Annotated in this window: 25 protein-coding genes and 1 tRNA gene; 3 read left to right on the forward strand and 23 right to left on the reverse strand. The window is 40.2% G+C overall.

The genetic code is table 11. The features are described from left to right. The 21 genes from speD to QZ334_RS01825 form a co-directional block, all read right to left on the reverse strand. Positions 1-634, reverse strand: a 634-nt coding sequence (gene speD / locus QZ334_RS01725; protein WP_295231421.1) for an adenosylmethionine decarboxylase, incomplete at its 3' end; no start/stop codon positions are given. Positions 635-721: 87 nt separating this feature from the next. Next, the gene (locus QZ334_RS01730) at positions 722-1,219 is read right to left on the reverse strand and encodes a metallophosphoesterase family protein (RefSeq protein ID WP_105085340.1); all 498 of its coding nucleotides are present in this window, start codon (positions 1,217-1,219) and stop codon (positions 722-724) included. Between the two features lie 66 nt (positions 1,220-1,285). Next, positions 1,286-1,861: an XTP/dITP diphosphatase gene (locus QZ334_RS01735; protein WP_295231425.1), complete on the reverse strand. Its 576-nt coding sequence runs from the start codon at positions 1,859-1,861 to the stop codon at positions 1,286-1,288. Position 1,862: 1 nt separating this feature from the next. Continuing rightward, positions 1,863-2,618 carry a ribonuclease PH gene (rph, locus tag QZ334_RS01740; protein ID WP_295231427.1) on the reverse strand — a complete coding sequence of 252 codons (756 nt, stop codon included), beginning with the start codon at positions 2,616-2,618 and terminating at the stop codon, positions 1,863-1,865. 174 nt (positions 2,619-2,792) lie between these two features. After that, positions 2,793-4,205 carry a histone deacetylase gene (locus QZ334_RS01745; protein ID WP_295231429.1) on the reverse strand — a complete coding sequence of 471 codons (1,413 nt, stop codon included), beginning with the start codon at positions 4,203-4,205 and terminating at the stop codon, positions 2,793-2,795. Then, a complete protein-coding gene (locus QZ334_RS01750) occupies positions 4,195-5,904 on the reverse strand; it encodes a hydantoinase/oxoprolinase family protein (protein ID WP_295231432.1) in 1,710 nt (569 codons plus the stop codon). Before QZ334_RS01750 ends, QZ334_RS01745 begins: the two co-directional genes overlap by 11 nt. A 63-nt stretch (positions 5,905-5,967) precedes the next feature. After that, positions 5,968-6,618 (reverse strand): coenzyme F420-0:L-glutamate ligase, encoded by a 651-nt coding sequence (locus tag QZ334_RS01755; protein ID WP_005387981.1) that lies wholly within the window; start codon positions 6,616-6,618, stop codon positions 5,968-5,970. Between the two features lie 12 nt (positions 6,619-6,630). Further along, the gene (locus tag QZ334_RS01760; RefSeq protein WP_105085335.1) at positions 6,631-7,170 is read right to left on the reverse strand and encodes a hypothetical protein; all 540 of its coding nucleotides are present in this window, start codon (positions 7,168-7,170) and stop codon (positions 6,631-6,633) included. A gap of 12 nt (positions 7,171-7,182) precedes the next feature. Next, the gene (murI, locus tag QZ334_RS01765) at positions 7,183-7,986 is read right to left on the reverse strand and encodes a glutamate racemase (RefSeq protein WP_295231434.1); all 804 of its coding nucleotides are present in this window, start codon (positions 7,984-7,986) and stop codon (positions 7,183-7,185) included. Next, positions 7,979-8,398: an acyl-CoA thioesterase gene (locus tag QZ334_RS01770; protein WP_005387975.1), complete on the reverse strand. Its 420-nt coding sequence runs from the start codon at positions 8,396-8,398 to the stop codon at positions 7,979-7,981. Before QZ334_RS01770 ends, murI begins: the two co-directional genes overlap by 8 nt. 118 nt (positions 8,399-8,516) lie before the next feature. Continuing rightward, positions 8,517-8,861, reverse strand: coding sequence for a YkvA family protein (locus QZ334_RS01775; RefSeq protein ID WP_060924113.1), 345 nt, complete (start codon positions 8,859-8,861; stop codon positions 8,517-8,519). 19 nt (positions 8,862-8,880) lie between these two features. Next, the gene (locus tag QZ334_RS01780) at positions 8,881-9,732 is read right to left on the reverse strand and encodes a hypothetical protein (protein ID WP_295231437.1); all 852 of its coding nucleotides are present in this window, start codon (positions 9,730-9,732) and stop codon (positions 8,881-8,883) included. Between the two features lie 137 nt (positions 9,733-9,869). After that, the gene (locus QZ334_RS01785) at positions 9,870-10,637 is read right to left on the reverse strand and encodes an SDR family NAD(P)-dependent oxidoreductase (RefSeq protein ID WP_295231440.1); all 768 of its coding nucleotides are present in this window, start codon (positions 10,635-10,637) and stop codon (positions 9,870-9,872) included. Positions 10,638-10,648: 11 nt separating this feature from the next. Then, positions 10,649-11,443, reverse strand: coding sequence for a TSUP family transporter (locus tag QZ334_RS01790; protein WP_295231442.1), 795 nt, complete (start codon positions 11,441-11,443; stop codon positions 10,649-10,651). Between the two features lie 65 nt (positions 11,444-11,508). After that, complete coding sequence (locus QZ334_RS01795; protein WP_105090232.1) at positions 11,509-11,805, reverse strand: YerC/YecD family TrpR-related protein; 297 nt, start codon at positions 11,803-11,805, stop codon at positions 11,509-11,511. A 9-nt stretch (positions 11,806-11,814) separates the two neighbouring features. Further along, the gene (locus QZ334_RS01800; protein WP_105090231.1) at positions 11,815-12,468 is read right to left on the reverse strand and encodes a methionine ABC transporter permease; all 654 of its coding nucleotides are present in this window, start codon (positions 12,466-12,468) and stop codon (positions 11,815-11,817) included. After that, complete coding sequence (locus QZ334_RS01805) at positions 12,449-13,495, reverse strand: methionine ABC transporter ATP-binding protein (RefSeq protein ID WP_295231446.1); 1,047 nt, start codon at positions 13,493-13,495, stop codon at positions 12,449-12,451. Before QZ334_RS01805 ends, QZ334_RS01800 begins: the two co-directional genes overlap by 20 nt. 55 nt (positions 13,496-13,550) lie before the next feature. Next, positions 13,551-14,408 carry an aminotransferase class IV gene (locus QZ334_RS01810; protein ID WP_295231449.1) on the reverse strand — a complete coding sequence of 286 codons (858 nt, stop codon included), beginning with the start codon at positions 14,406-14,408 and terminating at the stop codon, positions 13,551-13,553. 247 nt (positions 14,409-14,655) lie between these two features. Then, entirely contained in the window at positions 14,656-15,777 is a 1,122-nt protein-coding gene (locus QZ334_RS01815) for an acyltransferase (protein ID WP_295231452.1), read from the reverse strand. A gap of 10 nt (positions 15,778-15,787) precedes the next feature. Continuing rightward, positions 15,788-17,602, reverse strand: coding sequence for a DUF4127 family protein (locus QZ334_RS01820; protein WP_295231455.1), 1,815 nt, complete (start codon positions 17,600-17,602; stop codon positions 15,788-15,790). Between the two features lie 128 nt (positions 17,603-17,730). Then, a complete protein-coding gene (locus QZ334_RS01825) occupies positions 17,731-18,378 on the reverse strand; it encodes a trimeric intracellular cation channel family protein (RefSeq protein WP_039969616.1) in 648 nt (215 codons plus the stop codon). An 83-nt stretch (positions 18,379-18,461) separates the two neighbouring features. Here QZ334_RS01825 and tadA point away from each other — a divergent pair, with 83 nt between their 5' ends. The 3 genes from tadA (at position 18,462) to QZ334_RS01840 (ending at position 20,371) form a co-directional block, all read left to right on the forward strand. After that, positions 18,462-19,007 carry a tRNA adenosine(34) deaminase TadA gene (gene tadA / locus QZ334_RS01830; protein WP_229025337.1) on the forward strand — a complete coding sequence of 182 codons (546 nt, stop codon included), beginning with the start codon at positions 18,462-18,464 and terminating at the stop codon, positions 19,005-19,007. After that, positions 18,961-19,051 (forward strand) — tRNA-Ser (locus QZ334_RS01835). The genes tadA and QZ334_RS01835 overlap by 47 nt, the downstream gene beginning before the upstream one ends. A 132-nt stretch (positions 19,052-19,183) precedes the next feature. Next, entirely contained in the window at positions 19,184-20,371 is a 1,188-nt protein-coding gene (locus QZ334_RS01840; RefSeq protein ID WP_105085323.1) for an MFS transporter, read from the forward strand. Positions 20,372-20,416: 45 nt separating this feature from the next. On the opposite strand, the gene QZ334_RS01845 is transcribed toward QZ334_RS01840, so the two are convergent. Next, positions 20,417-21,013: an RloB domain-containing protein gene (locus tag QZ334_RS01845; RefSeq protein WP_295231460.1), complete on the reverse strand. Its 597-nt coding sequence runs from the start codon at positions 21,011-21,013 to the stop codon at positions 20,417-20,419. A gap of 31 nt (positions 21,014-21,044) precedes the next feature. Continuing rightward, on the reverse strand, positions 21,045-21,709 hold a 665-nt coding region (locus QZ334_RS01850; protein WP_295231463.1), incomplete at its 5' end, for an AAA family ATPase.

The raw sequence follows: 21,709 nt of genomic DNA on the forward strand, positions 1-21,709 counted from the left end.
TCATTTTTGTGTGGAAAATATTTTCTTGATATACGTTCACATCAATCATGTTGTACATGTTGCGAGTTTTTGCATTGATGTAGTTTTGGATAGAGTTGATACGATGATCGATATAAATTTTCTTGCCAGATACGTCGCGCGTAAAGCCGCGTACATGGTAGTCCAATGTAAGGATATCGGAATCAAAGCTTTGAATCAAATAGTTAAGCGCTTTAAGAGGAGAAATCTGACCGCATGTAGATACTTCAATATCGGCACGGAATGTACTAATCCCTTTGTGCGGATGGCTTTCAGGGTAAGTATGTACAGTAAGGTGAGATTTATCAAGATGCATGACTACATCTTCCTTTTCAATTTCCTCTTCAGAAATCAAAATCGTAACAGACGCACCTTGAGGGTCGTAGTCTTGTTTCGCTATATTAAGGATGTTAGCACCAATAATATGGCTAACCTCTGTTAAGATAGCTGTTAAACGATCCGCATTGTATACTTCATCAATGTACTGAATGTATTGTTTTTTCTCTTCTTCTGTACGAGTATAACAAATATCATAAATATTAAAACTCAATGTCTTTGTGAGATTATTAAAACCGTATAATTTCATTTTAGGCTTTGCTTTAACTGGTGTATCCATGATATGTCATAACCCTTTCCATGCATAGACTTACTATTTTTTTGAAAGCTTTTCGAACCATTGAGGTTCAAAGCTTTCACCATATAACTAAACAATATCTTGTTTATACACAAACTCTACATCAAACTGTCCATTATCGTAGGTAACGATAGCAAATGTACCGCCTGAGCGGTCACGAGCCAACGATATACTGCCCGGATTCACAAATACCGCATCACGAACTCGAACCTCACCATGATGATGACTATGACCGGACACGATGAGTCGCGCCCCCATATCAGTGCCTAACTCAATCAGTTTTTGTATTCGATTATAATATGATACCTCATGACCATGAGTCATGTAAATATAGGTATCCTCTAGAGGAATCAACTGTTCTCGCGGTTCAAGAGGCTGTACACGGTCATTATTACCGCGCACTGCATATACAGGAATATCAGTATGTTCCTGCATATAGCGTGCATCATCGCCATAATCACCAGCATGAAGCCACATATCAATTTCTTGGTCTGCTGTAGCCTCCAAGACAAGATCTATATCATCTAGATACCCATGGGTATCACTTAAAATACCAATTCGTTTCATTTTATAAGTTCTCTAATACTATTATATTACATATTTATATGAACTATACCATATAGTTCGAAAATATTAAAGTTTGTTAATTAATTTGCGTAAAGCACGGCCACGATGGCTGATGGTTTCCTTTTCTTCAATGCTAAGTTCTGCCATTGTCTTTTTAAATTCAGGTACATAAAAGTATGGATCATAGCCAAAACCATTGTCCCCTTTTGGCTCATCTTGAACAAGTCCATCACAATAGCCTTCAGCTGTCACTTCACGGCCATCAGGATATACGAGTGCTAAGGCGCATACATAATGAGCTGTACGATCAGTTTTTCCTTGTAACTCGTGAATTAGTTTTTCGTTGTTAGCGTTATCATCACCATGATGGCCGGCATAACGCGCAGAATATACGCCTGGTGCCCCATTAAGAGCATCTACGGTGATGCCAGAGTCGTCCGCAAGGCATGGACGATTGGTAGCCTTCGCGTAGTAGCGCGCCTTTAAAAGCGCGTTCTCCATAAAGGTTGTACCTGTTTCCTCAGGTTCCTCAACGGTGATGACCTCTTTTACAGGTACACAGTCGATGGATAAATGGGAAAAAGCCTCGGAAAATTCACGAATTTTTCCTTTATTGCCTGTAGCTAAAACGATTTGTTCCATCTTACACCTCCGGAGCTGTAGGATATACCTTACCTACTTTATCTGCTGTTGTACCAAGTACTTCCCGTTGTTTTGCCATGAGCTCATCTGTAGCAGCCTCTGCTAAATCGAGTAATGCATTAAGCTCATCACGATTGAACGTACCGTGTTCGCCTGTACCTTGTACCTCAACCATATTGCCAGAGCCTGTACGCACCACGTTCATGTCAACGATAGCAGCACTATCCTCTTCATAGCAAAGGTCTGTAATAGGCCCTTCTGGGCCAATACCTACGGAAATAGCAGCACAGAAATCGGTAATTGGGAATTTGCCAGCTCCGCCAAAGGTGAAATCCACCGCATCAACGAGGGCTACAAAAGCACCTGTAATAGATGCTGTACGCGTACCGCCATCGGCTTGAATTACATCACAGTCGATCGTAATAGAACGTTCACCTAATGCTTCAAGGTCTACAACAGCACGTAATGCGCGACCGATAAGGCGTTGAATTTCTACAGTACGGCCCGTTTGTTTACCCTTTGCAGCTTCACGGCTTACGCGAGTTTGCGTAGAACGTGGCAACAAGGAGTATTCCGCAGTTACCCAGCCTCGGCCAGAACCTTTGAGCCAGCGTGGCACAGAATCCTCAACAGTAGCCGTACAGATAACCTTTGTCTTGCCGCACTCAATGAGTACAGAACCTTCTGCATACTCTGTAAAATTCCGTGTTATTTTAATAGGTCGCAATTGACCTGCTGTTCTATTATCGCTGCGCATAGGAACCTCACCATTCTAAATCTAAACATTAGAACGCCCCTTACACAAAGGGGCGTTATCTTTTCCTATTATATCACAATTTAACTATTTTTTATCACTACGAATCAGATTATAGTTACCAATTCTAACACAATATGGTTCATTACCAGGAGTCACAACTTTGAGAATCTACCACTATACCTCGCATTGTCCATCACCAAGTGGATCTACCACAACATAACGACTTGCACCGCCTTCTGCTTTAGCCCGTTTGGCCTCTGTAATGGCATCTTGACGAGTCCCCTCATCGGCTTGCCAAGGAATGAACATGGCATAAACACTTTGTGGCCCATAGGGTCCATATTGACCATGTGAAAGTACGCTATGCCATCCAACTTTATTTTCGTACATGCGCACCTTTTCAAGGCGTTCCTCTTGTACACCTGTTTCATCATAGTACACATTGTAGCGGTTCGACCATATATCACCTACACCGGTGCGTTCCTCTTCGGCCATCTTATAACGGTTAGCCCATTGCACCTTCCACTTAGCGATAAGGTCATCAATATAAGCGGTTACATTTTGGCTTTGCTTATATTTAACAGGGTCAAAGGCAGGTTCAACGACCCTACTGTAATCAAGGCCTGCCATAGATAAAATGATACCAGTATTTACATATGGCAATGCTTCTTGTACAGAGTAACCACCTTCTAAGACAGCTATATCTGCTTGCAATAAATCTACAAGCTCGGCATAGCCTTTTGCGGTTACCTGCATATTAGCCAATGGATCGCTAAAGTGATTATCTTGCCCTGCAGAATTAATAACAATATGTGGATTGAAGTCTTCTAGGATTGGCAATACTAACTCACGCATAACCTTCATCAAGCCTTCGTCACCAGTCCCAGGTGGCAATGGAATATCTATATTTCCACCAATAGCCTGTGGGCCACCGAATTCATCCATAAAGCCTGTGCCAGGATATAAGGTCCGTCCATCTTGGTGAAAACTAATGTATAGTGTATCTGGATCATGGTAGAACACATCTTGAGAGCCATCACCATGATGTACGTCTGTATCCACTACAGCAACCCGTTTAATACCATAGGTTTGACGCATATGTTGAATCATGACAGCTTCAATGTTAATGGTACAGAAACCACGAATACCATGAACCATGGCCATCGCATGATGCCCTGGCGGTCTTACTAAGGCAAAAGCGCGATCTACTTCACCACGCATAACCGCATCAGCAGCGGCAATAGCACCACCTGCAGATACACGATGTGCTTCCGTTACCCAGGACTCTAAATCAGGAGCGCCCACATGAACGCGCTCTATGGTATCCCAATCGGCCACGATAGGATTATATTCCACAATATTAGGTATATCTAATAAGCCTTCCTCAACGATTTGATCACGCGTATACAGCAATCGCTCTTGTCGTTCTGGATGGGTTTCAGAAATCTTCCAGTCAAAAGCAGGGAAAAATACAAGCCCTAAACTATGATTTGATGTATTTATGTCAGTATTTAACTTATTATGTACATTTTTATGGGTACTAATAAGTCCATGACGCTCACGATAGGATAAGCCTTTATTCCACATACTGTTTCACCCCCGCTGCTAATTGTACTTTTACATTGATTAATCGTTCCATCGATTGCCAGCCCTCAACAACAGGGAAATCTTCTATACTAATAACCTCTATATCTTGGTCCTTACCAAGACCTAAACGCAATGCTTCTTCACTGAGAGCTTCTTTAGCTCGTTCCACCACTTGTTCTACTCGCTTCAACGTACAGGTTTGTTGTTTAATCCCTAGTTCAGGAATGACGAGTAAGCGTCGTTTTGTATCAACATGAACAGTGAGTTCGATGGTCGATAATGCTAATGCTGCTCCGATAGCATTCGCCACCGCCGCATTTTCTGGTATGGTAATAGGCAAATCCATATATTTACCTATGCTAGGTCCAAGGCTTGGTGCCGTTCCACCTACTACCACGATTTGAGCCGGTACAAATACATCGGGGTTCACAATATCCGCTACTACATAGATAGGCCGTTTATTTTCTGCCCTTACCACCTCATCTATGCCATGCTGAATTGTTTGTAACGCCTTATTTACGATTGATTGAGCAACGTTAGAAGCAGTTACATTCTCTCCTAATTGTTGTTGAGTCTGAGCTGTATCTCCATTTGTACTATCATTTAGTCTATTAGCCAATACCTCCATAGCTTGTTCAGCTAATCCAACCTCACCATAGCTCGCATAACCTAGTACGATGAGAGCATCTCCTAATGTAGGTTCCACACCACCTAAAGCTACCGATGGGCCCACCCGTTCAGGTCCTACCGTGATTTCTCCATCTACAATGCGAACTACGGACTCACCGCCGATACCAACAGAGGTAACGGCAAAGGAGCGTACCGCACTTGGGTATTCACGAATAGATACACCACTTTTAGTCATCAACGGTCTGCCTTGTTTCCACAAAGAAATATCTGTAGTGGTACCGCCAATATCTAAAGCAACTGTATGTTCATTCCCAATAGCTCCAAGAGCAGATAAGCCCAGTACGGTTGCCGCAGGTCCTGTAAAAGCGGTCTCTACTGGTCTACTCACCATATGTTCCATAGGTAAAGAACCTCCATCGGCCTTTAATATATGAAGTGGAGCCTTAATGTTTCGCACGCTTAACGCATCTTCTACATTCTTCTTAAATACTGTAAATACAGGTGTTACAGCGCTATTAAAATATGCACTAATAGTGCGACGTGGAAAATTCAAAGAGCCGCTTAATAGACTGCCATTAGAGATAGTATTATATCTATCTTTCAATGCTTCTGTTATAGATAATTCTTCTTGAGGATTCCGTACCCCAAATTTTGCAGATACAGCAGCCAAATCTGTGCCACTGCGAGATTGTACCATTTCGGCTATATCTCGAACTGCATTTGTAGGTGTACGTTCCACCACAATACCTCTATGATCAGTATAACCTTGAAGATATATAGGGCTTACAGGGAATATATCGTCCACATTTCGGCCAGGTCCCGTTACTACAAACAGGTCTACCACTTGCTCTTTCTCTTCCACGATGGTGTTTGTTACCACAGTAGTAGACAGCGTAACTTGATCAATATTTAAAGTATCACAATGTTGGAGAATTGCATCAAGGGCCTCGCCTATACCTTGCATTAAATTATCTTTGGTAGTCCGTCTTTTAGCAGATGCTACTACACGATGGCCATCGATGATGACCGCATCTGTAAAAGTACCACCTACGTCTAAACCTAATAACATACGACCTCCTAATTAGTATAAAAAAAGCTGTACCCATCTCTATGTGATGAGTACAGCCTTCTGTTATTTACCAGATACAGATGCGTAATTTTTAATGATAACAATCGGAGTCATTTGGCTATCATTACCAAATGGATTGTCAATCAACAATTGTGCAATTTTATTACCGTCAATGCCACGGCTTGTACCTAACACAGCGGAACGTTTCAAGTCATTAACGTCAGCTACAACAGCGCCATAACAGCCTGTGCGAGATACGATTTTCTCAGCTACTTTATCTGGATCCTTTGGACCAAATACGATGTGCTTGTCAAATGGAGGCATTGTACCAGTTACATCATCTGTTAAAGATGCTGCACGAGCAATTGCATAGAATACACCTGGTTTGCGGAAAATCTTAGCAATAGCGCCTAAAATAAAGGCACCCAATACTTTCCATTTACCATCTAGATTCATAGCGGATTGCATGCCATAAATGGATGCCATAGATCCATCTGGATGGATAAAACGATTGATTAAACGAGCTTGCCAGCAAACATTTAACTCTTCAGGACGTGTAAAACGACCTTGTGTAATAGCTACTACAGATTCAGCTACACATACGATATCTTCAGGTCCAATATTATGACCGCCAAATTCAACGATAGCATCCACGATGTCATCATTATCTGTAAGAATACGTGTTGGCACACATACTAACTCTAATTCTGCCATTGTTATGCCTCCTTATTGAACCAATGCTGCTTGCACTTCTTCAGCAGTCAAACGAATACGTTGTTTATCGATATGATAATCTGTACGACCTACGATTTGGTAGTAAATATCGATGTCCATATAAGGGAAGCCCTTAATATCTTCACGAATATTCCCATTTTTACCTGTTAAGGTAACGAATACACGAATAGTACCGCCTTTACGAGGTTTGATAATAACAGCTTCAAAATAGCCATCATGACGAGGACGATTAATGTCCATAGCCCATGCATCTACTTTCACAGCATCAAAATGTTCCTCTGGCAACAATGGACGTGGGAATAAGTCCATAATTGTACCAAGTTGACGTCCTTTATTCACAAATGGAATATCACAGAACAAGGTAATAGATTCAAAATTACGGTCAGATACTTGGAAGTTTGTCGCACGTTTTGGCAATAAAATAACCTTTTCATTACCTTGTTTCAATACGAACAAACGGAATAATAAATACAAAGCTGCAATAGCTACAATAATAGCTATTACTACACTTAGGATGTTATAAAACCACATAGGGCATCTCCTTTATAATGTAATATGTTCAATTCTGCGACGACTTGTATCAAGGAAAGAGGCGCTCAGCGTATCACCAAGCTCAATGTCCTTTGTAAAATACAATGATACAGAACCCGCCGTTTTTTGAGGGTTAAACAAATCTTTACCCTCTAATCTGCGGCGAACAAGTTCACTCGTTTCAAAAGCAGGGTCGATGAATTGAATGCGCCCTGACGTTAGTTCCTCTAGCAAAGGTTGTACAAATGGGAAATGAGTACAGCCCAAAACTACGACCTCAATTTCTCGGGACAATAAAGGCTCTAGATATTCAGTACATACATGGCGTACAAAATAGTCATCTAAATGACCTTGCTCAATGAGGCCTGCCAATTCAGGACATGGTTGCTCCCATACGAGTACTTCATGATCAACTTCAAGGGCTACATGTTTATGAATATGACTATTCACAGTTGCTGCCGTCGCCATGATACCAATTGTCTTGCTTTTGCTTTGACTAATCGCTGTTTTTACGCCTTGTGATACGCCAATAACGGGTACAGACACGCGTTCACGTACCGCATCAAGGGCTACAACAGTAAACGTATTACAAGCAATAACCATCAATTTTACAGGCTGTTTTTCAAGAGCCTCTGCAATATGACAAGCTAAATAAGTAATTTCATCATCACTACGATTCCCTACAGGGTTATTCGCATTATCACCAATATAGATGAAGTCTTCGTTAGGGAATTGTTCTTGTAAGACCTTTAAAACAGATAGCCCGCCTACACCGGAGTCAAACACGCCGATAGGCAATTGTTGTACATTACTCATTAGGCATCTCCTCAACAGCTGCTAACATAGGCTGATAAAAAGTATCGTCTAATCGCACAATTTTACCTGTTGATTTTGACATAAATGCATTCTTGGTCTCCCCCGTAGCTAGGAGTGCACCATCACTGGCACGGCGCATGCGATAACGGAATATCATTTGAGCACGTGTCATCTTAACCAAATATGTTTCAATGTGAAGTTCATCATCAAAATTTGCTGGTTCTTTATAATTGCAGGATACATTCATGATAGGAAATACAATATCCTCATTCATCATATCCCACAAGGTTACACCGATTTGACGAAGGAATTCAATGCGTGCCATTTCAAACCATCTAAAATGATTACTATGGTGCGCAATACCCATCATATCGGTTTCGTAAAAGCGTACATTTACTGAAGCAATATGCATATATTTATCCTTCTTTTTTCATAGAATACAACCTTCATTGTATATCTATTACTTTAGCGTGTCAAATAAATAAAGGCAGTTCAATCGCAACGGATCAAACTGCCTTAATGGTTAAAAGCTAGTTACTGCCACCAAATGGGAAGTATTTTTTTGCCTCTTCTTGATGACGAGTTTTAATGTAACGATTGGCAACCTTGAAGGCAAGTCCAAGCACTGCTACATCATCTATCCAACCTAATACAGGAATTGTATCCGGTACAATATCAATAGGTAATACGAGATACCCTAAGGCACCAGCAATGACTGCTTTTACATATTTTGGAGTGTCCTTGTCACGCATACAAAGGAACAAGGTCACTGCTCGTTGTACAAAGGCAAGCTTCTTACCATATCGTCCTAAAAAAGCGGCGAATTTAGATTCGTTAAAATACTTACCATATGTAATAATTTTTAATGGATTCATCTTCCTAATCCTTTAGCGCCTATTTGCGCAAACCACCAATTTTATCTTTTGCTGTATTAACAGTGTTTGTAGCAACATCTTTTGCTGTTTCAACAGCATCATTAGCTTTAGTTTTTGCAGTTTCTACTGCAGCTTGTGCAGAAGCTTTAGCTACTTCTACGCCACCTTTAGCTAATTCTTTAGCTACATCAATATTTTCTTTAGCAACATCAATTTTCTCTTTTGCCGCATCGGTTACTTTCGCCACAACTTCTGCTGCATTGTCATGGATTTGATATTTTGTTTCTGTATTCCATTTATCGATAGCAGGTGTTACTTTTTCTTCGTAAACTTGTTTCAAAGTTTCTTTAGCAAGACCTGTTTCATTAGCAATACCAGCCCAAACGTCGCGTTGACCTTGTGTGAAAGGAATGCTAGCGCTTGCATCACGGATGATATCACCTGCTATAGCTTTACCGCTTTCAAGGAATTCAGCAACCATTGGTTTATAACGTTCGATATCAGAAGGCATACCATCTTGGATCCAAATGTGAGCAATTTTACCGATAGCATATGTTAAACCAACTGCTACAGGAACGCGAACTGCTTTTAGAGGAATAAGAAGAGAAATAGCCGCTATACCTACAGCTGTGCTAAGACCACCAACTAGACCCACTACGGCACCAGATTGCAATTCTACTTCATAAAGATGTGCAATGCGAGTTACCATATACGTTGCATTGGCGCACAAAGCAACACTGCTGAATTTAGGGGATAATGCCAATGCCGCTGCACGACCTGCACCCCAGAAAATAAATTGTTCAACTTGATAGTCACGATCTTGAGAACCATCCATAAGTGGCTCAAGTGTTACGCCATTATATTCTGCCATAAGTATTCTCCTTTGTTGTGAACCAACTATAGGTCATATTATTAGTATTATTATACCATTCTATTGATATAAGGGGAATGAATTTTTACAATTCTTTCAATGTTTAAAAAACAAAACATCATCTAAGATTTTCAATATTACCAACTAGTGAGACCACCATCAATAGTCCATGCTGCCCCCGTTACAAAGGAAGCTTTACTACTCAATAAAAATACAATTACCTCCCCAATCTCATGAGGTTGACCAATGCGTCCCAATGGATAATGTTGGCCCATTTCAGCCTTGGCAGCCTCTGCATCTTGCTGAGCATTTGCAATTTGTTTATCTACTAAAGAGGTATCCACATCACCGGGACAAACACAGTTAACGCGCACATTATGTGGTGCCATTTCAAGGGATAGTGATTTCGTAAAACTCACTACCGCACCTTTTGAAGCACCGTATACAGAGCAAGCCACATTGCCTTGTAAGCCTGCATCACTGGCTACCGTTACAATACTGCCCTTTGTAGAGCGCAAGTATGGTAGTGCGGCCTGACACAGAAAGACCGTACCTTTCACATTGGTGCCAAACATTTCATCAAAGGCCGCCTCTGTTACGTCTGCTAGAAGCTCTTCTTCATAATAGCCTGCTGCTGTTACGAGAGCAGATACACCGCCAAACAATTTGACAGTTTCTTTTACAATACGCTGACAATCTTCAATCTTCGATACATCCCCTTGTACATACTGTACCCTTGAAGAATAGCGGCGCAATTTCATCTTAGCTTTTTGTCCTGACTTTTCATCACGACCATTGATGACGACACACCAACCTTCTTTAAGAAGTAGTTTCGCAGTAGCAAAGCCAATTCCTGATGTGCCACCACTAATCAATGCCACTTGTACATCACTTTTATGAGGCATACCTTGCCCTCCTATAATGTGGAAACATAGTCATAGACTAATTTCAACAACATAACTGTCGTTACCGACAAGAATACAACACGTACCAACGACGAACCTTTAGCAATAGCTAAATGAGAACCTAAATAAGCACCTATAATTTGTCCAACACCTGTAGCTAGACCGTACTTAATATTGACGTGCCCTAAATACAAAAAAACGATTAATGATGCTAAATTACTAGTAAAATTCAATATTTTTGCATTTGCAGATGCATGTAAAAAATCAAAACCAGTAAAGATAAAGCCCATAATCAAAAATGTACCTGTACCAGGTCCAATGAAACCATCATAGACACCAATGCCAAGAGCGAAAGCCATACAAATGTATAGAGCTTTACCCACTACTACAGAAGTGCGGTTAACCTCGCCCCAGTCCTTTTTGAATACCACAAAAAGTGTGACACAAACGAGTAGGACGATAATAATAGGCTTTACATATAAGGGTGGCAACGATACAACCGCTAATGTACCAATCATAGAACCAATAAAGGTAAATGGTAATAGTTTACGAACTAAAGAAAAATCAACCATATGATTTCGCAAGAACGTAATAGATGCACTGCCAGCACCAAAAATACTGGATAATTTATTACTGCCCAAGGCCATACTAGGCGGAAGATTTGTTAATAACATGGCCGGTACAGAAATGAGTCCACCGCCGCCCACAATGGAGTCTACAAAGCCTGCAAAAGCACCTGCTATAGCGAGCAAAATGAGTATAAGGATATCAAATGGTAAACCTGTTACCTCAATGAGCCACTCCATATAAACCTCCTACAGATAGCACATCAACGGTCGCCAAAGGGCCACCGTTGTCATGCTAGTTTATATTATTTTGCACCTAGACGATCTAGCGCTAATGTATAACCATCAGCACCATAGACTAGGCATCGTTTTACACGGCTAATCGTTGCCGTACTTGCGCCTGTTTCTTCTACGATTTTTTCATAGCTATCCCCTGCTCGTAACATTTTTGCTACTTGCAAGCGTTGAGATAAAGCTTTTAACTCATTAATCGTACAGATATCCTCAAAGAATGCATAGCATTCCTCTGTATTTTCAAGAGTTAAAATAGCGGTGAACAACTCATCATTTTGAGAACTTCTCAATTTTTCATTGATACTCATAGGAACCTCCTATTTCTTATTCATCGCTTTAGACCATGCATCGCCAATCATTTGTACTAATTGTACCAAAATAATCAAGATAATGATGGTAGCAATCATAACATCAGCTTGGAAACGTTGGTAACCATAGCGGATAGCAATATCACCAAGACCACCGCCGCCGATTGCACCTGCCATTGCAGAGTAACTGATGAGGTTAACGATAAGAACTGTTACATTGTCGATAATTGTAGGCAATGCTTCAGGTAATAAAACTTTCCAAATAATTTGGAGTGGGCTTGCACCCATAGATTGAGCCGCCTCAATAACACCAAAGTTAATATCTTTAATAGATGTTTCTACAAGGCGCGCTAAGAATGGTATTGCTGCAATTGTTAAAGGTACACAAGCTGCAGTTGTACCAATAGATGTGCCAGCCACCATACGAGTGAATGGAATGATAGCAACCATCAAGATGATGAATGGAATAGAACGTGTTGCATTGACAACAGCACCTAACACTTTGTTAAGTGCTACATTTTCTAAAATATGACCCTTAGATGTTACTACCAAAACAACACCGAGAGGAATACCAAGTAACATAGCCATGACCGTAGAAATAATAGTCATTTGCAATGTATCAAGGGTACCAGTTATGAGAAGATTAATTATTTGCTCTGACATAACCGATCACCTCGCTTTCAATTGGTAATGTGTTGATGTATTCTAAGCCCTCTTGCGCATTTTCAGGGTCACCATTCAAGATAACGATAAGACGACCAACGCATGTATTTTGGATATAGTCGATGCCACCAAAGAGGATACTTACATCGAGGTTAAAGCGTCGTACGAGACCTGCCACTACAGGTTCATCCGTAGATTGGCCTGTGAATTTAAGGCGTACTAATGGAGCTGTACCTGCAATCCATTGATCATGTAATTCCAAATGTTCTAACGCTTCTGGAGGTAAGTTATCACTTACTACAGAGCTGATGAATTCTTTTGTAGTATTTTCACGAGGATGTGTAAATACTTCAACAGTGCTACCTTCCTCGAGGATTATACCGCCTTCGATAACCGCTACACGATCACAAATTTCACGGATTACGTGCATTTCATGAGTGATGAGAACGATAGTAAGGCCCATTTTTTCATTGATATCTTTCAACAATTTCAAAATAGATTCTGTTGTTTGCGGATCCAGAGCAGATGTAGCTTCATCACAAAGAAGAACCTTTGGATTAGACGCTAAGGCACGAGCAATACCAACACGTTGTTTTTGACCACCAGACAATTGGGATGGATAGTTGTTCATACGCTCAGTAAGGCCTACGATATCAAGGATTGGCGTAATGCGTTCCTTGATTTCAGATTTGCTCAAGCCTTGTAATTCCAACGGGAATGCCACATTGTCATACACTGTACGAGAGGACAAAAGGTTAAAATGTTGGAAAATCATACCAATATCTTTGCGTGCTTTACGCAAAGCGGATTTGCCAAGTGTTGTTAAATCTGTACCATTAACGATAACAGAGCCAGATGTAGGCGCTTCGAGCATGTTGATGCATCGAATCAATGTGGATTTACCGGCTCCAGATTGACCGATAATGCCAAAGATTTCACCTTCTTTAACTTCAAGGTTAATATCTTTTAAGGCTTCCACACGAGTAGTGCCTTCATAGACTTTACTAATGTGTTGTAATTGAATCAAAATAATGTCCTTTCTTAAGGTAAAAATTTACCATGTAATGAAAGTAGATTACCTATTAAGGCAAACCTTCTTCCATCAATTTTTCTAGTGCTTCGCGTAGACGAAGTGTAATAGCACCTGGTTTACCACCAGATACTGGATTTCTGTCTAGCTTAGTAATTGGGATGACACCACCAATTGTATCGGTAAAGAATAATTCGTCCGCATCATCTACAAAAGCGCGGTCAAATTCTTTTTCAATAACTGTAATACCTAGAGATGGTGCTACGCGGGTCAAAATCATTTGGCGCGTAATACCTTTTAAGATATGATTATCTGCTGGATGCGTATACAAGATACCATCTTTGACAGCAAATACATTAGATGTTGCACCTTCTGTACAAACGCCATCACGGAACAACATGGCAGTATAAGCAAATTTCTTCTCCGCTTTAGTTTGTGCCAAAATATTCGGAATCAAGTTAGTAGTCTTAACATCTACATGGTCCCAACGCTCATCAGGTAATGCAATCGCTTTTACGCCTTCACCCAATTTATTGACTTCATCTAAATTCAAAGTACGGATAGACATGAGCATTTGTGGTTCTAATTTAGAACGATCATATGCATGACGACGCGGCGCTACGCCACGAGAGATTTGCAAATAAATATAGCCCTCTTTGATTTCACTTTGCTCGATTAAAATTTCGTGCAATTCTGTTAAATCATCTGGGGTCATTTTTACAGGAATATCCATTTCACGCATAGAGCGATACAAGCGATCTTGATGGTAGGACAATGCGAAGCAACGGCCTTTTACGACACGTACCACTTCGTATACAGAGTCACCAAACAAATAACCACGGTCATCAATACTGATAACTTTGGCACCTGGTTCAACGAACTCGCCATTAAAATATGTTAATTCTTGCATAGGAGCACCTCTTTTTCTATATCGTTACTCTATCAAGTAGTAATCATCATGGACTTATTATATCACAATTACTTTCAAATTTTCACACTTTACTTAGTGAAAGATATAACTTAGATATACAAAAATCCGCTAGGATACCATAGTTAAAAACTATATCCTAGCGGATGTATTTTTAATTATATAATTTTCCCTAACACAATACGTTCAAGTAATACGTGCTTAGTTCAAACTGAAAGTCTTGTACAAATCAGTGTCCCAATATAAATTTACGTAATGGTTTAGGTACATGGTTTAATATCACGGTAGTCAAATAGGACAGGCCTAGCGCCATCACATACATAGCTAGCACATTAACTACGGTATACAAAAGATTGTATTTAGCCATCACGCCAGAGATGATCAACAACCAGAATGGATGTGCTAAATAAATACCGTAGGACTTATCCCCTATTTCTGACCAAGTAGATTCCATAGTCGCATTCATTGGTAAGGTTTGGAATAAGAACAGACTAAATAGCGTTCCCAATCCCGTATAGAGAACACCCATTGGGCTCATTTGATGAACTGTATAGATTGCTTCTAGAACAGTATAATGCCATACGTCCATGACATAGTAATAGGATCCGAGCATCAATAAAATAGAACCTACCGCACTAACACCTAACAAGTAGCGATAGCGCCACATATATTCGCATACCGTTTCATAGCGCTCAGCACATACAGCCCCCAACAGGAATATCCACACATAATGGATAACCCAATAGTTAAGTCTCATGTCAAAAAGATATTTCAACACAGGGTTATTACTAAAGTATTCTGTTACCCAACGGCCGAGCATGTAAGACGAAACATAATCGATGCCAACTTGGATGATAAATAGTAATACCATCCAGAATACAGGACGTTTTAAGATGACTTTCACCATAGCCCGCCATAGCGGCATCATCACGTAGAACCATAAGAGGATAACCATAAAGTATAAATGATACATAGACGTACCAAATAATAGATTTACAGCCAATGGTCCCGGATGCAAATTACCTAGATTATGCGCCGTTAGTCCCGTGTAGAGCAAATAAAATATGGACCACGTAATATATGGAAATAGCACCACCTGAATACGGCGGTGCATAAATTCCTTATATGAGAATGGTCCCTCTACAGATGTGTGGTAGAACAATCCAAATGCAGAGAGGAAGAAAAATGCTGGTACTCCAAAGCGCGATAGAATTTCTAAGACACTAATGAGTTCTAAATTTACAAAAGGATTTTGTAATGCGTAAGAACCTACATGAATGCCGATAACACCGAGCATACAGAGGCCACGCATATATGTAATTTCCGGTAAAAATGCTTTTTTCATGTCCATTCCCTATTCATTATTGACCAGGTACAACTGCAGGTGTTGGCACAAGGCGTGGACCTTGAGATGTTGTAGCCGGTTGTTTAACTACTGGAATTACAGATGATATAGTTTGAGCAGCTGTTTTCTTCGCTGGTTGAGCAGGTTGTGCTGGCGCAGCTTGACCATTCGCTTTAGCTGCTTCCTCAGCCTTAGCCTTAGCTTCTGCCTCAGCTTTAGCTTTCGCTTCTGCTTCACGTTTCAAGCGCAATTCTTTTTCAAGAGGTACCACTGGTTTGTCGTAAACAGTGATATCTGTTTCGAATAGACGACCCCAAGGGAATGTAGCTTTTACTGTACGAGGATCGATTTTGAGATATTTTTCAGCGAAATCTTGAATTCGTTCGCCTAAGTAGCTTTCAAGACGTTCATTTAACTCGCCAGAATAACGTACATTATCTGTGCGAATAGAGTCTTGCATACGGTAAATATCTTTGCGGATATTTGCTTGGTACGCCCAGTTATCCAAATATTGTTGAGTCAACATTTTGCGGTGACCTTCTGGGCTCATAGTTTTGAGCAATACCCCTTGCGCAATGGCGTAGCCTACCGTATTACTTGCAGTATTCCAACCATTGTACGCACCGATTTTGTATAACATATCGCGTTTGTACAAAGCAGCTACTAATGTATTGTCCGCACCATTGTTATAAGCAATATCAGCAATGCTTACGTTTACACCAGAATCAACAGATTGTTGAATTCGATCTACGAAAGCATTTGTAGAATTAGAAATCATCGGGAAGTTCTCGAAGCTTTCAGATTCACCAGTACTTGTAGTAAGTGGTGTATTTACTGCTAACAACACAGTTGGTTTACCTTGTGTCACCATAGTGCCACCTACGGCCTCAACGTGTTGAGCAATTGTTTTATCAATCGTTTGGTCTTCGTAACCTGGCAATGTTTTACCGCCACCACCGAGTGGGTAAATTACAGAGAATGTAGGTTTTTCTGTACTTTCATCTGTACGAGAACGAGCCATCAACAAGAGCCCAAGTTGGTCGGCACCAGGGAAGCTACCATATTTCTCAGCAGGAATATCCTTAGAGTATTTACTTAAGTAACGACCTTCTAATGCAGATTGGGACAATTGAGATGTATCATCATGGCCCAATGCAAAGTAATCGAATACACCGCTACGAGTTTCGTCGATCAACTCTTTGTTGATTTTCATATTTTTTTGACGGCGGTCAAACCAGTCTTGTAAATATTCTATAGGAACAGAGGCTTGTAAGCTCATCAATTTTTGAGTTTCCTCTTGTGTTAAGGAGCCAGAATCTAATTTATCTTGCAATGCTGCAATTTGGAAGATAGTAGGACCGTATTCCGCATAATAAGCTGGTTCAGTGCCGCCACCACTAGCACGTGGAGAACGCATTACAGTGCCAAAACCATAAATACGCACGTTTTTATTACGAGCTTTTAAGGATTCAATACGTTTTAAACGGCTTTCCAATGTAGTAAGTGGAATGTTGTGTTTACGAGAGTCTACAAGACCACCATAAATAAGCGTATCTGTACTCAATACCATCACATCAGCACGACCTGCATTTTGTTCAACCCAAGCCATGATTTGATCTGCTTGACCTTGGTAATTCTTACCAGAAATCAAGTTCTGAGGTGGTGTCAATATAGTCATACCTGCTTCGCGAGCTGTATCTACAGTATATTGTAAGCTTACAGGGCGATCATCTTGAGGTACATACAACACGGTTTCCGCATCAATTTTAATAGATGTACCAGTAGCGATAGCTGCAGCCATAAGTGCTACTTTCAACCATTTATTCGTCATAAATCAAATCTCCTTCTGTGCAGCGAGTATTCCCGACTCGCGAAATTAACTGTTTTATAATACTCTCTTTTTCTGACACTTTTATGAAATGTTCATATGCTCAATAGTATAATTATATCATTTGACTATTATTTCGCAACCGGCTTGGTTTTTCCTACCTTAGGCAGACTCCAATTGTACTTGAGGGCCAGTAGACGGATAACGAGTACTACTGTGAAAGCACCATATACGGCCATATTGTCCCAACTCGATGTAACCATAAGATAATAAACGATGCCTCCAATAATACTAGGCAAGGCATATACATCCTCTTTCAAAACAGATGGGATGCGTTGCGCCAACATATCGCGGATAATACCGCCACCAACAGCAGTGATTGTACCGAGCAACACAATAAAGATAGGCAACTCTGGATAGAGTTTAAAACCTGCCGAAGCACCTGTTACGGTAAATGATGCTAATCCTAACGCATCGGCCAACAAGTAACTAGCTCGACTACGAGGTCCCATCGCATGCTTGCGATATCGGCTGTTATAAATCAAGAACACGATAACAGTTACCACTAAAACAACGGTAACATACACTATATTTCGCAATGAATTCGGCGGAAAATAGCCGAGCAACACGTCCCGTACAATACCACCACCAATAGCAGTAGCCAATGCAAGGACAGTCATACCAAATATATCCATCTTCCGGGATACCCCAACGAGTGCACCGGATACAGCAAAGGCAATGGTGCCAATCATATCAAATATATACCAAATAATGTCCATAATTCCCCCAAATAATCTATTCGCATAACTGCGTACACTATGATAGACTTTATGTAAGATATTATACATGAAGAGGTATGCCAATGACAAAAGACATTACACCTACAGACATTGAAAATATGGATGAACGCACACGGGACGAATATTTTATGTCCATAGCCATGGAAGAAGCTCACAAAGCTTATGAACTTGGAGAAATCCCTATCGGTGCCATTCTCGTAAAAGATAATACTATCGTTTCACGCCACCACAATCGTCGTGAACTCGATCATGATGCAACGGCCCATGCAGAGGTCCTCGTAATCCGCGAAGCATGCGATGTTCTCAAGCGCTGGCGGTTGACTGGTTGTACCCTGTATGTTACGATAGAGCCGTGTCCGATGTGCGCTGGAGCCATTATTAACAGTCGTATAGACCGTGTTGTATATGGTGCAAGTGATTACAAAGGAGGCGCCGTAGAATCGCTATTCAATGTGCTCTCTCATCCTGGTTTAAATCATGAACCAGAACTAGCATCTGGTGTGCTTGGTGATGAATGTAGCCAAATCATGAAAGACTTCTTTAAAGAGCGCCGTAAAGCACGGAGGAGTACCCAAGAGGCTGAAGGGTCCGCACTCGAAATGCGGTAGGTCGGGCAACCGGCGCGGGGGTTCAAATCCCTCCTCCTCTGCCAACTGAACTATATAAAGCGCTAACCATGGTTAGCGCTTTTTTTGTATTTATAACTATTTTTATAACCATTTGGGGTATAATATAAGAAATACAATTTATAATAATCTCCTCATAAACTCAAGGGGACACTACTATGAAAAAATATTACCCTTATCTCATTACAGTGAGTCACATGATCAACGACTCCTGTCAAAGTGTGTTGCCTGCCCTCTTACCTCTGTTCATTTATACCTATGGACTGAGCTTAGAGCAAGCAGGTTTTCTCATCTTAGCTAATACAGCGTTATCATCATTATTACAGCCTTTACTAGGTTATATATCAGACAAGATCAATCAACCGCGGCTCATTGCCTTCGGCGTTTTATTATCTGCATGTAGTACAGGTATGATGGGCTTTGTTACCTCTTATGAAAGCCTCCTTGTTTGTGCTACATTAGCTGGCGTTGGCTCTTCCATTTTCCATCCTGAAGGCGCGAAGATTATGAATCGTCTCGGTGGTGGCAAGAAAGGTAAGGCCATGGGGACCTTTGCTATCGGCGGCAGCTCAGGATTCGCCTTTGGTCCACTCTTTGCAGGTGCTATCGCCTATACAGTGGGCCCACATGGATTAGCGGCTTTCACCGTAGTAGGTATTATTATATCTACTATATTGTTCGTACTAATGCCTCGCATCGTAGCTCATGCACGTACTATCGACCAAGCAGTAGCTACTGAAAATCCAACAGTGGCGGCAAAACCGCTGAAGAACTACTGGAAATACTTTGGCATCTTGTTCATTATTATCTTGAGCCAATCAGTAAACTTCCGCGTTATTAATGCGTTTATTCCGATTTTCTGGACTCGCGAACTCGGTACAAGCCCTGAACAAGGTAGCTTTGCATTAACCGTATTCTTTAGTATCGGCATCTTCATGACTTATATTGGCGGTCTATTGGGCGATAAATATGGTCCTATCAAAATTATCAGACTATCCCTATTAGTTTGGTTACCTGCTATGTTCCTATTAACAGAGGTGCCAACCTTCTCACCACTCATCATGATGCCTGTAGCCTACTTGCTACTACTCATGATTGGTGCTGCTAAAGCAATTAGCTACAGCCCAGTTATCGTACTAGGTCAAACATATCTAGCCAAAAGTATCGGCTTTGCATCGGGTATCACCCTCGGCGTGAGCCAAACTATCGGTGGCGTCATCGCTCCTGTCGTAGGTAACCTAGCAGATACCTACTCCTTACCGGTAGCTATGATGACACTCGTGCCATTCCTCGTAATGGGCCTTGGGGCATCATTAATACTTAAAGATCCTAAAAAATTACAATAGAGAAAAAGCAGCTGTTTCAAAATAGAAACAACTGCTTTTTCTAATTTATAATCCATTAATTAATTCTTGCAAAAAAATTCCTACATTTGTACACTGCCGATCAAAACACAACTCTCTAATAGAGCTTGTATTATTATTAGCAGTATCTATAGGATGTTCAGCGGAATTAATTATTTTATCAATCTGTATCGAATTGCCTTTTTGATACTCTTCACCCAAATGCCGTGATAGTTCACGTATATTTCTATCATTATCAGCACTAGAATCTACTGGCCTCGATGTCATTTGTTGATAATAAGCCAATAACCAAACTTCAATTGCAACATTAGAAAATACTAGTCTCGTATCATCATTTTGATTGATCTCACGCTGTATTTTTTGATATTCCGAACTAGTTAAATTATCTCGGTCTATAATAATATAATAACTTTCATAACTTCTATGATTAGTCACTTCAAAAGTATGTGCCTCAGATAAACCAAAAGAAACCGCACTACCACCACTTGGAGGTACTCGTTTTATAGTTTTGGCAGATATCTTAAATCTTTGAAAAATAGTTTTAAAGTAAGCTTCTTCCGTCTGACCATCAACAATCAATAAGTATTTTAATTGCTTCGGATTATTTTTAGATGCTCTCGCCAAAATGAACACTCTCACTTTCAATACTTATATATTATAACTCTAATATATTTTTCATCAACACATCATTAATAATCTGATCTGCTCCATAAACCCCCTCTTGATAATTTTTCTTTATAGCACTAATTTCTAATTCATTAAAATCAAAAGCACTATCTAGTCTAGACACCCCATAATAATCCTTATCAACAAACCAAATTTGATCTGTTCTAAGCTCATAATCTAATACATCATTATTATGAGTCGTTGCAATCAATTGCGTATAAGTATTATTCCATTCATTAAAAATACGAAATAAAATCTTAACTAATTTAGGATGTAATGAGCGGTCAAATTCATCTATCAAAAACACTTTAGGTGTATGACTATTTTCTAAAATAGTCATAGCAAGTAATAAAAAAATCCTAGTTCCAATACTTTCAGCATCATAATTAATTATAAATGACTCTCCATTTTCACCTTCATGTGTACATTTTACTAATAAAATTGGCTCCGGCTTTTCACCATCATTCTGAATAGGAACAATAACCTCTTCCGTTATAATGTCTGTAATATTAAAATCTGCTGCTTTCAAAAAATATAAAACATTCTTTGTTAACTGTGCATTTTTATATAAAGGTCTAAATAGCTGTTGACTATGTAAAGTATTAGATAGGAGACCTGGCATAATTATATCTAATTTAAACCATTCATAAGCCT

Origin of the sequence: Veillonella sp., from assembly GCF_019414865.1 — a bacterium.
GTDB lineage: Bacteria > Bacillota > Negativicutes > Veillonellales > Veillonellaceae > Veillonella.

Excerpts from the sequence above, each read along its gene's own strand:
- QZ334_RS01780 (WP_295231437.1), bottom strand. The coding sequence starts at position 9,732 with ATGGCAGAATATAATGGCGTAACACTTGAGCCACTTATGGATGGTTCT.
- QZ334_RS01810 (WP_295231449.1), bottom strand. The coding sequence starts at position 14,408 with ATGCAAGAATTAACATATTTTAATGGCGAGTTCGTTGAACCAGGTGCC.
- QZ334_RS01790 (WP_295231442.1), bottom strand. The coding sequence starts at position 11,443 with ATGGAGTGGCTCATTGAGGTAACAGGTTTACCATTTGATATCCTTATA.
- QZ334_RS01815 (WP_295231452.1), bottom strand. The coding sequence starts at position 15,777 with ATGGACATGAAAAAAGCATTTTTACCGGAAATTACATATATGCGTGGC.
- QZ334_RS01775 (WP_060924113.1), bottom strand. The coding sequence starts at position 8,861 with ATGAATCCATTAAAAATTATTACATATGGTAAGTATTTTAACGAATCT.
- QZ334_RS01760 (WP_105085335.1), bottom strand. The coding sequence starts at position 7,170 with ATGTGGTTTTATAACATCCTAAGTGTAGTAATAGCTATTATTGTAGCT.
- QZ334_RS01795 (WP_105090232.1), bottom strand. The coding sequence starts at position 11,805 with ATGAGTATCAATGAAAAATTGAGAAGTTCTCAAAATGATGAGTTGTTC.
- QZ334_RS01785 (WP_295231440.1), bottom strand. The coding sequence starts at position 10,637 with ATGCCTCATAAAAGTGATGTACAAGTGGCATTGATTAGTGGTGGCACA.
- QZ334_RS01735 (WP_295231425.1), bottom strand. The coding sequence starts at position 1,861 with ATGGAACAAATCGTTTTAGCTACAGGCAATAAAGGAAAAATTCGTGAA.
- QZ334_RS01770 (WP_005387975.1), bottom strand. The coding sequence starts at position 8,398 with ATGCATATTGCTTCAGTAAATGTACGCTTTTACGAAACCGATATGATG.
- QZ334_RS01825 (WP_039969616.1), bottom strand. The coding sequence starts at position 18,378 with ATGGACATTATTTGGTATATATTTGATATGATTGGCACCATTGCCTTT.
- QZ334_RS01800 (WP_105090231.1), bottom strand. The coding sequence starts at position 12,468 with ATGTCAGAGCAAATAATTAATCTTCTCATAACTGGTACCCTTGATACA.
- tadA (WP_229025337.1), top strand. The coding sequence starts at position 18,462 with ATGACAAAAGACATTACACCTACAGACATTGAAAATATGGATGAACGC.
- QZ334_RS01840 (WP_105085323.1), top strand. The coding sequence starts at position 19,184 with ATGAAAAAATATTACCCTTATCTCATTACAGTGAGTCACATGATCAAC.
- QZ334_RS01820 (WP_295231455.1), bottom strand. The coding sequence starts at position 17,602 with ATGACGAATAAATGGTTGAAAGTAGCACTTATGGCTGCAGCTATCGCT.
- QZ334_RS01755 (WP_005387981.1), bottom strand. The coding sequence starts at position 6,618 with ATGGCAGAATTAGAGTTAGTATGTGTGCCAACACGTATTCTTACAGAT.
- QZ334_RS01745 (WP_295231429.1), bottom strand. The coding sequence starts at position 4,205 with ATGTGGAATAAAGGCTTATCCTATCGTGAGCGTCATGGACTTATTAGT.
- QZ334_RS01750 (WP_295231432.1), bottom strand. The coding sequence starts at position 5,904 with ATGTTATTAGGTTTAGACGTAGGTGGTACTTTTACAGATGCGGTCATC.
- rph (WP_295231427.1), bottom strand. The coding sequence starts at position 2,618 with ATGCGCAGCGATAATAGAACAGCAGGTCAATTGCGACCTATTAAAATA.
- QZ334_RS01730 (WP_105085340.1), bottom strand. The coding sequence starts at position 1,219 with ATGAAACGAATTGGTATTTTAAGTGATACCCATGGGTATCTAGATGAT.
- murI (WP_295231434.1), bottom strand. The coding sequence starts at position 7,986 with ATGAGTAATGTACAACAATTGCCTATCGGCGTGTTTGACTCCGGTGTA.